The following is a 17,324-nucleotide window of genomic DNA, read 5'->3' on the forward strand; positions in this document are numbered from 1 at the left end:
CAACACCAGGAATATTTATGGGGAAATCATCTAACCGAAGTACGGAATACTTCTTTACCGGTAGATATGAGGATGATAATGACGGTAACACAATACACGCGATAGGCGTTGGTGGCGTCATTAATGCTTATGGTGGTAATGACTATATTGTCGTCGGGTCAATCGGCGCCACAGTCAATACAACATGGGGGCATGATACGGTTGTCGGTGGTGCCGGTTATCTGAACATCAATGATACCAGTGGCTTCCTGACGGTCAAAGGCGGATCAGGGTATACCGCCATTAATAAAACACATAACGGTACGATAGAATTTGCCGGTGCTGCTGGTGGGCTGAATATCAATCACACCGGTGATAACGGTGCTATCAACTACGCGGGGGTTTCCGGTTATAACGGGATCACCCGTAAAGGTGTAAAAGGTGATATCAGCTTTAAGGGAGCTGGTGGTTATAACAGCCTGTACTCCGATGTCGAACAGGGGAATATCCACTTTGCCGGAGCGGGTGCATATAACCGGATTATCCGTAAAGGCGCTGACAGTGATTTGAGCGGCGAAGGCATAGAGTACGCTGATGCCAAAGAGATTATCCTGAAAAGTGCGACCATGAATGGGTCATGGATTGGCAGCGATAATCAGGTGTCAGGCATTAAGTCAACACGGGAGCCGAACACTTATCTGTTTGCCTTTGCTGACAGCACTTACACCAAAATTCATAAAATCCAGCTTCGCAATGATCCCGCAACCGGAAAACTGACCTACCACTCTACCGCCTGGTATAAAGAGGGTCATCACCTTCAGGGGCTTGAAAAACAGGATATCTCTGCGCAGAACGGTTTTGTGGATGTGGGGATTGACGGTGCCTATACCCTGTCAAATCTGGTTGTAGAACATCAGCAATCCACTACGATTCAGGCAGTAGAACAAAAGCTGACAGAAAACGAATGGATGACGTATGGCAGTGGTGTGCGTATTAAGGCTGCGGATGTCATTTTATCCGATGCCAAAATGGGCGGCTATGCGGTGTATCAGGATGGCACTAAAGTTGATGTCAAAGCTGTTAAATCCCATCGCATGCCAAACACCTATGTGTATGCCAAAAAACTGGGTGTTTACACCAAAATCGTTGTGGTTGAGTTAAGAAACCATCCTGAAACCGGAATACTGCAATATATTGCCCGCCCTTGGTATAAGGAAGGCGACCATACGGTCAATCTGGCAGATAAAATCATCTCAGAAAGTTCCGGTTATAGCCCGATGGGAACCGGAGGTTATTCACTGAGTGATCTCCATTACAGCGCCAGAATAGTACAGACAACCACAGAGCGTGTTGCCAGCACACACGAATACAGTGATCAGTCACTGTTTCCGGTGACTGAGCGTCGTGAAACTTCAGGTGATGTCCGTTTTGAAGGTGCTGGTGGCGGTAACGTTATCAAATCCAATGTTACAAAGGGTAATGTCTATTTCAGTGGCGCAGGTATTGCCAATGTTATTGAACATACATCTGCATTCGGTGATACGGAATTTAACGGTGCCGGTGGTGCAAACGTCATCATCAAAAAAGGCAAGGAAGGCGACCTGAAATTTAATGGTGCCGGAATTGCTAACGTGCTTCTTCACCAAGGGAAGCGCGGGGATATGGAAGTCAATGCTGGTGGTGCAGCTAACGTGCTGGTTCGTGTCGGTGACGGGCGTTATCTTGCCCATCTTCTGGCCGTCGGTAACATTTCTATCCATAAAGGAAATGGTAACAGCCGCGTCTCAATGGGCGGTGGTTTCAATACTCATACTCAGATTGGTCATGGTGATGCGGTTTGGTCGGGTGTTGGCGGTGCTAACGTTCTGACGCAGATGGGGCAGGGAAAAGTGTCTGCCATTCTGGCCGGAGGCGCCAATATTCTGACCAAGATTGGCGGAGGCTCTCTTGAATCCGGCATGCTGGGTGGCGCGAATATTATTACCCATATCAGCCATCGCTCAGAGGCGACAAAATCGGATAATACGAAAGTCATTGCTCTGGGCGGTGCGAACGTTCTGACCAAAAAAGGCAAGGGTGATCTGCTGTCTGTGATGGGCGGCGGTGCGAACGTTCTGACTCATGTCGGGGATGGAAGTACTTCCGGCATTTTGTTGGGTGGAGCGAATATCCTGACCAAAGTGGGTAACGGAGATACCACCGGTATCATGCTGGGGCTGGGCAATGTTCTGACTCATGTCGGTGACGGGCAAACTCTGGGCGTGATGGCGGGAGCAGGAAATATCTTCACTAAAGTTGGTGATGGCGAAACCATTGCCGCAATGCTTGCTTTCGGCAATATTTTTACCCATGTCGGAGAGGGTAATGCGTATGCACTGATGGCGGGTGGCGGCAATATCTTCACTAAAGTGGGGAATGGTGATGCGCTGGCACTGATGCTGTCATTCGGCAACGTATTCACCCATATCGGTGATGGTATGAGTATTGCTCTGATGATCGCCAAAGGTAACATTGCGACTAAAGCCGGTAACGGTGATGCACTTGCTGCGATGATTGGCAAAGGGAATATCTTTACGCAAATCGGTCATGGTTCCACTTTTGCAGCCATGATTGGCGGAGCCAACATTCTGACCAAAGTCGGTAATGATTTGACTGCGGCATTAATGATAGGCAAGGCGAATATTTATACCCATGTCGGAGAAGGCACCAGCATCGGTTTGTTTGCCGGTACAGCTAACATCATGACCAAAGTCGGTGATGGCACAACTCTGGCAGCGATGTTTGGCAAGGCCAATATCATGACTCACGTCGGCGATGGTATGACGGGTGTACTGGCGCTGGGTAAAGCAAATATCGTGACCAAAGTCGGTAATGACTTTATGGGCGTTGTCGCGTCCTCAGAGGCCAATGTGGTAACCCATATCGGGGAAGGCACAACAGCCGCCCTGCTGAACGGTAAAGGGAATATTCTGACCAAAGTGGGTGACGGAACCGCTGTTGGCCTGCTGGTTTCCAAAATCGGTAACATCATGACTCACATTGGTGATGGTGACACGATCGGGTTTGCCAAAGGCGAAGCCAACATCATCACTAAAGTGGGTGACGGTACAGGCGTGAATGCGGTCTGGGGTAAAGCCAATATCCTGACGCATTATGGTGACGGAGATCGCTACAACTTCGCCAAAGGAGAAGCGAACGTCATCACTAAAGTGGGTGATGGTCAGGAAATTACCGTTGTTCAGGGGCAGGCCAATATTATTACCCATATCGGCAATGGTGATGATTACACCGGTTTGTGGGGCAAAGCGAATGTCATTACTAAAGTCGGTGATGGACGCAATGTTGTACTGGCTAAAGGTGATGCCAATATCGTGACTCAGGTCGGTGAAGGGGACAGCTTCAACGCATTATGGAGTCAGGGTAACGTTGTCACCAAAGTGGGTGACGGTATTCAGGCAACCGTCGCCAAAGGTAAAGGCAATATCACCACAACCGTGGGTGATGGTTTGAGTGTCACCGCTGTTCATGGTGATCTGAATGTTAATACCAAAGTGGGTGATGGTGTCTCTGTCAACGTGGCATGGGGTAAATACAACGTTAATACCCGCGTGGGTGATGGCCTGAATATCTCTGTCATGAAAGGCACAGGCAATGCCAATATCCGTGTGGGTGACGGTCTGAACATCAACGCCTCTTACGCACGGAATAACGTCGCTGTTCAGGTTGGTAATGGTGATTTTTATAGTCTGGCGGTGGCAACCAGCAATACCCAGAGTAACAAACTGGGCGCACTGTTTGATAACGTCAAACAGACATTGCTTGGTTCAGCAGGCAGTCAGGGCATCAGCTATCTGGTAAATGGCGATGAGGCCAACACATCAGGAACCCACAAAGGGCGCGGAGCCATTGATCTACCTGAAGTTTCCTCACTGGAGGGCTTCAGACTGACAGAAGTGGATGAAGTCACTTCTAATCTGAGTGAGAGCCTGCAAGGTACGGTGTCGGAGGTGGATACACCGGATACTGAGGCAATGCAGCGTAGTCTCAGCCATGAAAAACGTCAGGCTGGTAATCTGATTGTTAATGGTGATTTTGAGCAAGGTTCTGCGGGTTGGCATTCCACTAACGGGATTGAAGCTCACACTTCCGCTGCATCTTATGGTTTAAGCAAAGAGGGGCATGGTGAGCGGGTCAGTGAACTTGATGTAGATATCAACACCCGTATTTATCAGGATATCAACGGACTGGCTGAGGGAGAGCCTATCAGCGTCAGTTTTGATTACGCCATGCGTGCCGGTCTTTCTGACGATAATGGCATAGATGTACTCTGGAACGGGGAACTGGTTTTTTCCATTTGGGCAGATGATACCGGTAAAGCGGAATGGAAAAATAAAACATTAAACCTCACCGCACAAGCAGGCAGTAACCGTCTCGAATTTGCCGGTACTGGTGTCAGCGATGGCTTAGGTTTTGTGCTGGATAATGTTGTTGCCCGTTCTGAGTGGTCAGACAAAGATATTGCTGATTACGTGGAGCAGGATCAGGCAGCCACAAATGCCTTGCAGGACAAGGAGAAAGCAGAAGCGGATCGCCAGCGGCTGGCACTGGAAAAAGAGAAACAACTGGCGGCAATTTCCGGTACTCAGACTCAACTGGAAAATACCGATCTGACGGCGCTGAATGCCAATGGTCAGTCACAGCGTGAAGCCATCAGGGATGAAGCCAAGTCGATTACACAAGAGTTGATAGCAAAAACCAAAGGGCTGGAAGCGCTGAATGATTACTCTACGCATCATGGGCAATCCGGTCAGCAGTGGCGTGAACAGTATGCCGATGGTTTATTAGGCAACATCCAGACTCAGCTCGACAGTGCAAAAGAGACGGCACAACAGCAGTTGGAACATTCTCAGCAGGCTTCTGTGGAGCGTCTGGGAGAGGTTAAAGACGCTGTTGCTAAATCTGAATCAGGTGCTAACCAGGGAGAGCAGGATCGTCAGCACGCCATGCAGAAGATTGACGATGCTCGTGCTGATATTGAATTCAGGGAGCAGGAGGCTATTGCTCATCAGCAGCAGGCTGAGAAGGCGGGCCGTGACGGAAAATCCGCTGCTGAGAAGGCGGAACAACGTGGTCAGCATGCCGTATCTGCGGCAGAGATAAAAACAGCGCAGGTGCAGTCAGATGCCAAAGCGGCAAAACTTGATAGCAACAAACTACCGAACCGTGAAAAAGCGATGGGAAGCGGGTTGTCAGGACAGATCCCTGCCGATGCCGATACTAAAAAGCAGGCTGAAAATCAGGCCGGAAAAACGCACTCCTTTATCGATGCTGAATCTGTTGTTCAGGCAGAAAACGAATTTGCTCCGGAACTGCAATATCTGGAAGAAGATCTGGGCGAGCTGGATAATGCAAAAGCAGCATTGGATCGTTTGCAGATTAATGCGGGCATACGAGCAAGAAAGCAGCATATAACCCCGAACGCCGATAATACAGAAATCGTGCAGCCGTCAGTCAGTAAGCCATCATCCACTGTCAGTACGGATGAAACACCAACCGTGCCTGTCAGAAGAGAGCTATCCGTTTCCGGTCTGGATCTCAGTGGACTGAATGCACTGGGCGCAGGCAAAAGCCAGCCAGAACAAACTGATACGCCAGAAAATTCCGGTGCAGCACTCAGGGCACAGAAAGTCGCTAATATTTATCAGTGGCTGGATAGCGATAATAACCTCGCAACTGAAAATTATATTCCGGTGCCGGGTTTCGAACGTGTGGATGCAGATATTCCCGATGCGCTCAGACAAAAAATGGTGACTTTTGTTGAAGGCTACCTGAATGGCACGGAAAACAGCATCCCGAAAGAACAGAGAACCTCGCTGGCAAAACTGTTCGTTGATGCCACCATTGATTATAACTGGGATAAGCGGGTCGAATTCGTCTCAAGGCTGGAACATTATGGTTATAGTTTTGAGCCTGTACATGGCGATAAAAGCATTGTCTCGTTCTGGTCAGGCAGAAATTTCAAACAGTACCGTAATATTCTCGATGCTGCCCAGACGGATGGCAAAAAGGTGGTTTACGATATTGATGTAAAAGGCAACTCATTTGCCATTGAACTCAACAAAACCCTGATGCGCTGGGGAGGAATATTCCTTGACCCGGATGTTGCTGAGCAGAATGCGCTGAAATCGGTGATTAACGCATCGGCACGGAGTAATACCGGTTTCTGGAGTTCCCTGTACGCAACCGGTTCACGTGATGATGTTTATGTCATCGCAGAAGGTGGCCTGCGTCTGGGTAACTATTTCTGGAATGTTGAACTGCCGGTATTGCGCCAGTTGCAGCGTGAAGGGCTGGTCGGGGAAATTCGTCTGCTGGACAAAGCAGCCAAAGAATATCAGGGCGTATTACCGGAAAATATCGGGCGCAGGCTGACGGATTCCGGTGTTTCTGTCAAAGCACGTTTTGATTCGCTCAGCGTTGACGAACAGGAAAGGCTGCTGGCTCAGAATCCTACGGGTTATAAGCCGGATACCCTGATTGATCTGGATATCAAAACCAGTGCCATCGACACGCTGCTGAATCAGGCACTGCCATTCTACGGGTTGCGTACTGAGCGTAATTTGTTGGTGCGTGAATCGGATGATTACGATGGTTTTGAAATCCGCCCGTGGCCGGGCAGGAACAGTGATGGCTCTGAAATCACCGGCTTCAAAAGCATTATTGTGGAAGACACGGATAATGCTGAACAAGTCAAAGCGATCGAACGTTTTATTCTTGCCAACTATGATAACTACCAACAACTGCCTGATACGCTGTATCTGGTAGAAGACCGCATTGTTTCCCATGATAACGGTCGTACCCGCATTCTGGCTGAAAAAACAGACGGTAGCTGGAGCTATAAACCAAAAACTGAGCTGATGTCTGCTGATGAGTTGCAGGCAGCGGCATACGTTAAAGGTAAGATCCGGGGAGACAGTTATCAGCACGTACTGGATGCACTTGAAGGTTATGAAAACGAGCTGAAAAACAGCCGGGATTATGATCTGGAAGCCATTGAAAAACTTTCCGGTCTGCGTCAGCAGGTGGAAGGCTATCTTCTGGGGCACCCTGATTCAGAACGTACTCCTGCACTGAAAAACCTGCTATCACAAATTCAGGTGCGTCTGAATGAAACACTGGCAATTGCCGAATCCGCTGTAGAAAGCACCGCGAAAGGCAGTTTCAGTGATTTGTACAATAAACTGAGCAATGCCGGCCTGAAAGACTCTAAGCATCTTTATATTGATGAACAGGGGAATTTCGTTACCCGTGGAAAATCCAATATTCAGACTGTGGTGAAAGCGGAATGGGCGGAAAAAGCGGTTGAACAGGTTAAAACCTCGGTTGCTAAAGAGTATGGCCAGTCAGTCGCGGAAGTGGTTTTCTCCAACCTGCATCCCCGTGATTTAGCGAAAGATGGTAAAGGGCTTGATGTTTCCGGCCTGAAAAAGATCCACAAGGCAATTGAACAGCAATTGTCTCCGGTCAGTGCCACACTGTTTATCTGGAAACCCAGCGATCACAGCCGATTGGGGCATGCAGCCCTGCAAATCGGGCACGGGCGTATGGAAATTACGGCTGAAAATGCCGCCGAGTTCAACGAAAAACACTATGTCAGCTGGTGGCCGAAAGGCGGCAAATCGACCAGTGTCCGCCGTATTTTTGATGTTTCCACCGCAGAGCATCCGGATGTAAAACTGCGCTGGCGAGATCTCAGCCAGCCGGCAGGACAAAATGACGCGCTGGAGCTGGATGTTGCTTCAGAGGAGAAAGACAATTTCGGCCTGCACGATGGCTCTCGTAAGCTGGAGCGGTTTATTGAAAAATTACAGGCCGCAAAAGGCGTTGATGCAAGATTTGAGGAGGTCAGCGAAGGTTTTGCGATGGCAGCCCTCGCCAATCCTAACCTGCTGAAATCTGCCGGTGTACCGGAACATATCTCCCGCCCGTTCATGCTGCAGTGGGAAGACGGCAGCATAGATATGTTGGAAGTGGGTAAAAACTTTGCTGAGGCATTACGGACAGCCGCAAAACAGCAGACACCAGAGCTGACTGAAAAACGAGTGGCTAATGTGATCCGTCAGTTTGCCGAGCGTGAGCTGAGCAATATTCAGGATTTCAAGGCCAGTGAACCGGATCAGGGGCGAGTTTTCCGCATTAATCTGGCGGGGCTGGATGTGGCCGCAATGCAGGCTGAATGGCATAAAATCAGCCAGAACCCTGACGCCCGCTACCAACTGTTGACCGGTAACTGCTCAAGCATTGTTGCCAAAGTGCTTAAAGCAGGCGGTGCGGATCAGGTTATCGGGCATAAATGGCAACCTCATTTTGGCGTCTGGACGCCAACCGAGCTGTTCAATTATGCGCAGGCTCTACAGGAATCACAGGCAGCACAGGCAGAAAGTACAGGCAGGAAGCAAAACCGTCGCATTGGCGAGGAGCTGGCAGATCAGGCCGAAGGTAACGACAAGAGCCGGATACCGGAAATCGTGGAAGCGAAAAGAGTGGAAAAGGTGGCTATTGAGAATGATGGCACACCACCACAGGATCAGGAACCTTTTAACCCGGTAAAACGTTTCCTGAATCATGAACTTTTCGGTGCCAAAGATGCCCGTCGCAATATCAATGAAGATACGCAAATCCTGCTGGATTATGCGGTGGAAAGTGGCACGGCGGAAAAAGTCACGCTACGCGGAGATGCCGGGCGCCTGACAGGTTATTACCACGTATCTGGTCAAGGACTGCCTGAGCAAGGGAATGATCCCGCCACTAACCAGAATCCATCCAGAAAAGTGGTTCTTTTCATTCATGGTTCCGGTTCATCAACAGAAGAGCAGTCTGGTGCTATTCAGAATCATTACCAGAAGCAAGGTATTGATTTACTGGCAGTGAACATGCGTGGCTACGGCTCCAGCGATGGTAGCCCGAATGAAAAGGGGTTATATCAGGATGCCCGTACGATGTTCCATTATCTGGTTAATGATCGTGGTATCAAACCAGAAAATATCATCATACATGGTTATTCAATGGGGGGCGCGGTTGCAGCCGATCTTGCCCGTTATGCAGAACATCATGGTCAGCCGGTATCCGGTTTACTGCTGGATCGCCCAATGCCAAGCATGACCAAAGCGATAACCGCCCATGAAGTACCAAACCCGGCAGGCATCACGGGTGTGCTGGCAAAAGCGGTGAATGGTCAATTCTCAGTTGAGAAAAATCTACAGGGTATTTCGAAACAGACACCAATCATGTTGCTGACTGATAACGAAGGGCTGGGTGACGCGGGTGAAAAACTCCGTACTAAACTGGTCGCAGAGGGTTATCAGGTATCGGGTGAACAGACTATCTATGATCATACAGCCAGCAACCGGTTAATGAACCAGTATGCTGAACAGATTGTATCAGGTCTGCTTCCGGCAAAAGATCATAACGATACAGTTATCAATGAGGTGAAAAAACCGCTTAAAGATAATACGCCAGAAGCTGTTGAACGTGTGGTTAATAATCAGGATGTTGAAACATGGGAGAAAGTTGCGGTTAAACCTCATGCTGAAGGCGGAGAAAGCCGCTTTAACAGTCAGGTTATTATTCAGACAGAAAACGATCCTGTTGCTTTGCAAGCCGCTGCGAGTCTGGCAGGGAAACACCCTGATACCAGTGTTATTGTACAGCTTGATGCCAACGGTCAGTATCGTGTGGTTTACGGCGATCCGGCTCAGCTTTCCGGTAAATTACGCTGGCAGATAGTCGGGCACGGGCGTGATGAATCAGCCCATAACCTGACCCGTATGGGAGGATACAGTGCGGATGAGCTGGCGTTGAAACTGAAACAGTTCAGCGCAGACTTCAGACAGGCAGGAACCCCTGAACATATCAGCCTTGTTGGTTGCTCATTGATTGGTGATGACAAACGTGATGGTTTTGCCCGTCGCTTTATTTCAGCACTTGACGATCAGGGACTGCGTACTACGGTATCAGCCCGTAGCAGCGAAGTTGCGGTGGACAGTACCGGTCGCAAACATACACGGGATGCTCAGGAACAGTGGGTTCACAAGCTGGTGGACAACAAGATTGTGTTGGGCTGGAATGACAAAGGTGAACTGGAGTCATATTCTGAACATATCCGCCGTGGTATCTCTGAAAATGATATTGCTCTGTCTCTTGTGGGTCACTCCGGTGCTGAAGCCGAAGCGAAAGGGGCAATCGCTGAAAATACCGAGACATTCCATGCGCCTGAACAGCGTGAAAAAGAGAATGATAGTGCTCCGAATAGCAATGCTCCGAATGAGACGGCTTCTGACCGTCATCTGAGTTATTCCGGCAATATTCAGGTACAGGTTGGTGAAGGTGAATTTACCGCCATTAACTGGGGAACCACGAATGTTGGGATCAAGGTGGGTAACGGTGGTTTCAAATCGCTGGCTTTCGGTGATAACAATGTGATGGTTCACATCGGGGACGGAGACAGTAAGCACAGTGTTGATATCGCCGGTTATCAGGCACTTGAAGGCGCACAACTGTTTGTGGGGAACCGTAACATCAGTTTCAATCTGGGGCGCAGCAATGATCTGATTGTAATGCTGGAAAAATCCATTCCGACTCCGCCATTAATCAATCCATTTGATGGCGCAGCCCGTATTTCCGGGGTATTGCAGAGTATTTCATCACAAAACGGTGCAGCACAAAGTCCGGGTGGCCTGTTTGGTTCATCAGACTGGCTGACGGCGCAGGATCAACAATGGACACTGGAGGGCGCGAAGAAATACGTCAGTGATTTATCCGGTCTTGATCTGACCAGTAGTGTCAAATATGAAACTCTGACGGAACTTAACACAGAGAATGAGCGCAGCAGCCGTGGGCTGAAAAATGATCTCGAAAACACGCTGAATAAGAAATACAACCAGTGGCTGGGAGGAGAAGGTAATAAACCTGAACTGAGCCAACTTAGTCGGGCGGATAAATTCCGTCAGGCGAATGAGAAACTGGCCTTTAACTTTGCCGTTGGCGGGCAGGGTGCGGATATTCAGGTGACAACCGGTAACTGGAATTTCATGTTCGGTGACAACATTCAGTCGATATTGGATACCAATCTGGGTTCAGTGTTTGGCCTGATGACGCAGGAATACACCGCCACAGGCATGGCAAAAACCACGTTTACATTCAGCCCGACTGATTTGCCGCGTCAGATTAAAAATAAACTGTTGGGAAATCTGGCCGGTGTCAGTGCAGATACCACGCTGGCGGATATTTTTGGCGTTGATTACACACCGGACGGACGTATTGTTTCCCGCAGCGGCCAGCCAGTGGATGGTGTTGCCATCATGCAGGAAATGCTGGAAATCATTGGCGAATTCAGCGGTGAGCAACTGAAATCATTTACTGATCCGCAAAAGTTACTTGATGGCCTGAAAGCGGGGTTGAACACCGGTACTGATGGCATTAACTCCTTTGCCGAAAGTCACGGGCTGAAAGCGAAAGCCCCTGATGAAACTTCAGAAGATAAAATATCCCTGAATGAAGAAGATAAACCTACAGAGCAAACTGAAAGTGAGCAGCCGGAACGCGCATTCGGATTTAATGCCCTGAACCTGCCAAACCTGTTTGCGACGCTGTTCAGTCAGGATAAACAGACAGAAATGCAATCACTGGTGAGTAATCTGAAAGAAAACCTGACGGCAGACCTGCTGAACATGCAGGATAAAACGTTTGATTTTCTACGTAACAGTGGGCATCTGCAAGGTGATGGTGATATTCACGTTTCCCTCGGTAACTACAATTTTAACTGGGGTGGTGATGGCAAGGATCTGGGGGCGTATCTGGGAGATAACAATAACTTCTGGGGTGGCCGTGGTGATGATGTCTTTTACTCGGTAGGAACCTCCAACATCTTCGCTGGCGGAGAAGGTAATGACCTCGGGGTTCTGATGGGGCGTGAAAATATGATGTTTGGGGGGGCAGGCAATGATGTTGCTGTGCTGGCCGGGCACATTAATTACGCCTATATGGGAGATGGCGATGATCAGGTCTTTGCCTTTGGTGAAGGTGGCGTGATTGAAGGTGGTAAAGGACGTGACTACATCGTAGCTTCCGGTAATTTCAACCATATTGATGCAGGTGAAGATCAGGATTATGTCGTCACCATCGGTAATCACAATCAGGTCGAACTGGGCGAAGGTGATGATTTTGCAACCGTATTTGGCAACTATAACCGGATAGATGGCAACGCAGGCAATAATGCTATTAAGCTGATGGGTTATCACGCAGTGATTAACGGTGGGGCTGGTAATGATCACCTGATTGCAGGTGTGGTTTCTAAATTCAGCCGGTTTAATGGCGGTGAAGGTAATAATCTGCTGGTGTTGGGAGGCTATCAGAATCACTTCAAAGGTGGTTCTGGAGTCAATAGTTTTGTCGTCAGTGGTGATGTGATTGATAACATCGTTGAAGATATCAAACTGGGTGACAGGATTATTTTCAACAATATCAACTGGCAGAATCTGTGGCTCCAGCGCAGCGGCTATGATCTGGTATTGCTGACTAATCGCAATATTCACGATACATCGGGACAAGGGCAGTTTGAAGCGTTGGGGTCTGTGACTTTCACTGATTACTTTAATGGTAACCGTGCGGATATTATTACCCGGATGGGGAATAAAGATACTCAGGGTGAGTGCGAATATACCGCCCTCTCAGCCAGAGCGGTGGATACATTAGTACAGGCTATGAGCGGGTTTGCACCTGAAATGGGTGACAGTGGTTTTATTGATTTGCTGGATAGCCAGACAAAATCAACCATTATCGCGGCCTGGGCAGACACAACAAGCGGGAAATCTAAGTTAACCTGATGATTGGCAGTATTTTATTGTTCTGGTGTTTTGCTTACCCGCCAGATAGCATCGGCAATTAATCACGCTTTGCTGGTCAGAAAAATAAAGCCCTATGCGAAATAGGGAAAATATATACACAATGAATTTCAAGATGCGTCACGGCGACAAGGAAGTAAATCCCCAGGAGCATAGATAACCGTATGTTTATAAAAACGGTGACTGGTGGAATGAATGAACGCAGCCAACAAAGAGGCAACTTGAAAGACGAAGTGTATAAACCAGTATTTAGGTAGATATATGGTTATTTAATTAAATGGCTCACATTAGTGAGCCATTTTTATTGACCTTACTGAGGCTACTGCTTCTTATCAGCAATGAAAACACCGAACTGATCAGAGTTATCTACCTGACCAAGTATTCCAGTTATACCGCTAGCGTCTTTATCAGTATACGCCCATACCATTTTCTGACCGTTTAAAAAACTGTAGTTACCTTGGCTCACAAAAGAATTTTTTGAGGGAAATATATAATCGTTTCCCATATTATCGTAATGTTCGTTTAAGATAGCTACGTCATTCCCATTACTATCATGAATGGTGGCTTGTAAATCACCTGGTAGGGCATCGTCATATTTTCCGTATGTTATGTTTAAATTCATGGTTAAATCTTGGCGAACTTTGCCACCCGAATGGAATACTATAGGGCCTTCATAATTATACGGAATATTAGGTTGAACCGAATGGGGGCTCCTGAGGTGATTCCAGGGGGTCGCTATGAATATCTTATCATCATGAATACCTATCATTGCGTTATTACTTGCGTTTATAAATAACTTATCATTGGGCTTCTTGGGGTCTATTCTTATACTGGTATAATCAGTATTCACATCACCAAATTGAATATAATCGTAATCCGCGGACGGCTTCAGGTTGTGTTTCCATATCGTGCCATCCTTTTCATGCAGACCATATTCACCAGAAAAGGCAGTCCACACATTATTCCCAACGGTCTTATTTATTCCACCTTGAGCATCTTTTTCCGGTTTATAAGCTAAGTAGGTGTTGCTATCCGTTTTTGGCGGTATCACGTCTATAATTGGTTTAGATGGTTTATTGTGTTCAGGAAGGGTAATAGCATGGGATCCCCCTCCTTTAGAGCAGGCTGTAACAGAAAGAACCAGAGCGAGAGCTAAGAATATTTTAGACTTTGCGTTCATATAATGACTCCAATCTGTTTTTTAGAAAAACTAAGGAGATACTGTTGAGATTAAGTTTAAGTTAAATATTTTTTTTTTCAAATTTTAGAAGTAATTAATTTTTCAAATTAAAACAAGTAGATATTAGAGATGGGAAACTTTGTTCCATATTGACTGTAGGGGGTTTCACCCCGTTCACACAATGATAACGCATGACTGGAGTATATATTGATGACAATGGTTGTTCATTTTAAGTCAACGTGTCTCTATCTAACCCCCTCTGTTCAGTTAAACCATTAAAAATTACTCCTGAAATCAACAAAAATATCTTTTTCATTATAGGAATAAAGAGAATGATTGCTTTTGTTTTTTATATAAGAAAAAGTAAGGGTTGGGTAAATACCAAATAAATTGATATTTTCATTTGAGAGTGAAATAGAAATGGAATCAGTAACATCTTTTCTTTTGAATTTATGTATAAAAAACTTAGGGTTGTTTATATTGTATGGAGGATTAGGATTTATTATATCAAATCTATTATTACCTTGGTAATTCGTTATCATCCTTCGATAGCTTAACTCTACTAAATAATCATCTAAAAACAGTTTTCTGATTAGAAACCCAGCCCCCTTGTCATGATGACTATCTAATTTAGATTTTCTGTCTGTTATCCCATAACTCCCAGATAATGACATATATAAATCATTAAAAGGTATAAAGATCAATGAACTGCTAACGAAATTAACGTCTCCGTTAAGTTCTTTTCTCTTGCTATAATAATCATTTCTGTTTTCATAAAAAATAGTGTATTTGAAGTTATCATTTAAACTCGATAACTTAAACAGATTAAACCCAATTGCGTCATAATAAGGTTTTAAACTTGCATCTTTAGATGCACCGCCACCACCATAAAATGCCTTCATATAAAAAGGTTTGAAGTATAAATAATTTGAATAATCTTCAAATCCGAATTTATTGCCTATTCTGGTGTGGAGTTGATTAAATCTTTTTTCTTTCAGATAGTTAATTCCATAAACATCAATGTCAAATTCAGAGAATAAGCCAGAATCAAAGAAATATTTTTTGCTCATACTTGGGCTGTAGGAAAACCCGACATCTTTTTTCCTTTTATTGTCGTAGTGAAGCCCATATGTTCCTTTGTCAGTGATTCTTGTGATATTTGAATCTCTTTTGAAGGAGAAACCCATATCAAATTTAACTTCTTTTCTCTTTTCGATATATTTTATATAATCATTTAAAATTTTCTTTTCCTGTTCATTACGGGTTAATAGTAATAAGTCGTTGAAAACTTTTTCGGATTCATTGTATCGTTTATTGAGTAAGTAAAGTATGGCCAAATCAAATTTGGCAGTTGGGTTATCATACTTTTTGACAAATTGTTCTAGCTTATTGATAGCCTCCTGATATTCTCTTTTTTTCATGAGAATTTTCGCCTCAGCCCAAAGGATCAGGTAGGGGTCTTGACTGTGCGATCTTTTGTAAAGATTAAGTAATTTTTCAAGGTTATCATTTTGTTCATAAATAAAAGAGACAATTGCATTTTCAAGTAATCTGGGTTGCCTTAATATTTCATCTTCCGTATATACATTCGGGTTTTTTATTACTTCTTGAGGTTTTGTTTCTTCGGCTATTACGACATGGCTTATAGGCATAAACAGGGTGGTAACAGCAGTTATAAGGATAGCTTTTATTTTTTTCATAGGGTTTTCATTGGCAATGATAGCATGTTAAAGGGTAACCAAATGACCTTTGCCTTAATTGTAGTTATGTACAGCATCTACAATGCCGCTAATACTGTCACTTTCCGGTTAATCAAATCCAGAAAAAAGGATTGACCATCAGAGAAATAACTGCCGAATTGCGGCCTTATCCTCCCTTCTTTTAAAATAAGCTACTACAGAGAGAATCAAAGAAATGGATACGATGACTTTAGATTTCATATAATGATCCTAGCCTGCTTAATTAAAATTAACGGGATAGTTTTAAGCTTAATTTAAAATTAATTTTTTTCAAACAAAGAGTAAATCTGAACAAAAGTATATGGATTTTTTCAATAAGAGCAGGAACATAATAGTTCGGATGTATTCCCGGAAGGAAGAACAGCGTACATTTTAGTTGCCATCAGAGTTCGGTGATGGATGTAATCCGTGCAGTTGGATTAATTGATTGGGATAGTTACTCTTTTAAAGAAGCGGGTCTTCACAGGTCAAACTACGTTGTTGCACTTGTTACTACAACGGATGCGCCAGACGGAAACTGTTTGTTCAGTTTATGGGGCTATCATTGGTATCGCGCCTAGCATGGCATTTATACAAAATTTGCGGGTTATTTCGGGAATGAACTCCCTTACCGCCGATGCATCCTGAAATCCATTATGGATACTAACTCATCCAGTGTTGGCTGTTTGAAAGCATCGTCAAAAATAATAGAGTGTTTGTTATTCTTATTGGATGAGGCTATTCGGACTCACTATAGTGGTTAAACGGACTTTATCTCTACCGTATGTTGATTTTAAAACTAAATTTAAGATATTTTCATTTGAAGTGATAAGTTCACCATTCTTTATTCTGGTTGTTATCAATTATTGAATTATACACTTCGTCTTTCAAGTTGCCTCTTTGTTGGCTGCGCTCGTTCACCTCAGTCATATAGTTATCTATGTTCTTGGGGATTTACTCCCTTGCCGCCGCGACGCATCTTGAAATCCATTGTGTATAGAGCTTATCCGGTTAGGCTCTGCGTAATATTGATACAACTAAATGTGGTTAATTATTAACTGATATTGAAACATTTTAAAACCTATTTAACGGTATTTAGTTGTATGTCTGAAAAATTTGTTCAAACCATTTCCAGCGTCAATTATAACAAAGGCGTATTCTCCCTCTACTTTGTCGGGCAAGAGCCTAATAAAATGGCAAATGGTGTATTAGCTGAAAACGATCAGGAACTGGAGTTAAAGCAGGTTATTCATATGCCTGCTTCTGGTTTTATGTATTTGGTTTCTATGGTGAAGAATATGCTGGAAGATCCTCGCATGGAAGCTGAAATCAATAAATTAATGACTGCGGGCTTTCTCGCTGTTCCTGCCGAGGTTGCAGGGCCTTCTGATACGACGACGCCTTCCAATACCGAAAGCAAATAAATGGCTGTCGAGTATTTTTTCATCATTTTAATTTAACCTGTTTTATTAACACTGAGATAAACATCAACGCCCAGTTGCTTTTTGTGATTGGGCGTTTTTGTCTTTAATTCTGGCATTTAAT

The 17,324-nt window shown here is 45.3% G+C and carries 4 protein-coding genes; 2 read left to right on the forward strand and 2 right to left on the reverse strand.

The window, feature by feature from the left end; genetic code table 11:
• Window positions 1-17: 17 nt before the first annotated feature.
• Entirely contained in the window at window positions 18-12,863 is a 12,846-nt protein-coding gene (gene rtxA / locus AACS92_RS18000) for an MARTX multifunctional-autoprocessing repeats-in-toxin holotoxin RtxA (protein ID WP_099109069.1), read from the forward strand.
• 337 nt (window positions 12,864-13,200) lie between these two features.
• Here the strand turns inward: rtxA and AACS92_RS18005 are convergent, their stop codons facing one another.
• Window positions 13,201-14,061: a hypothetical protein gene (locus AACS92_RS18005; protein ID WP_099109070.1), complete on the reverse strand. Its 861-nt coding sequence runs from the start codon at window positions 14,059-14,061 to the stop codon at window positions 13,201-13,203.
• Between the two features lie 275 nt (window positions 14,062-14,336).
• Entirely contained in the window at window positions 14,337-15,761 is a 1,425-nt protein-coding gene (locus AACS92_RS18010; protein ID WP_099109071.1) for a porin family protein, read from the reverse strand.
• A gap of 1,121 nt (window positions 15,762-16,882) precedes the next feature.
• On the opposite strand from AACS92_RS18010, the gene rtxH reads away from it, so the two are divergent.
• Window positions 16,883-17,203 carry a protein RtxH gene (rtxH, locus tag AACS92_RS18015; RefSeq protein WP_099109072.1) on the forward strand — a complete coding sequence of 107 codons (321 nt, stop codon included), beginning with the start codon at window positions 16,883-16,885 and terminating at the stop codon, window positions 17,201-17,203.
• Window positions 17,204-17,324 lie beyond the last annotated feature (121 nt).

The sequence above is a fragment of the Xenorhabdus sp. KJ12.1 genome (assembly GCF_963876495.1).
GTDB classification, from domain to species: Bacteria; Pseudomonadota; Gammaproteobacteria; order Enterobacterales; family Enterobacteriaceae; genus Xenorhabdus; species Xenorhabdus stockiae.

Bases quoted from the DNA above. Each gene is read 5' to 3' on its own strand.
- AACS92_RS18010 (WP_099109071.1), bottom strand. From the start codon at position 15,761: ATGAAAAAAATAAAAGCTATCCTTATAACTGCTGTTACCACCCTGTTT.
- rtxH (WP_099109072.1), top strand. From the start codon at position 16,883: ATGTCTGAAAAATTTGTTCAAACCATTTCCAGCGTCAATTATAACAAA.
- rtxA (WP_099109069.1), top strand. From the start codon at position 18: ATGGGGAAATCATCTAACCGAAGTACGGAATACTTCTTTACCGGTAGA.
- AACS92_RS18005 (WP_099109070.1), bottom strand. From the start codon at position 14,061: ATGAACGCAAAGTCTAAAATATTCTTAGCTCTCGCTCTGGTTCTTTCT.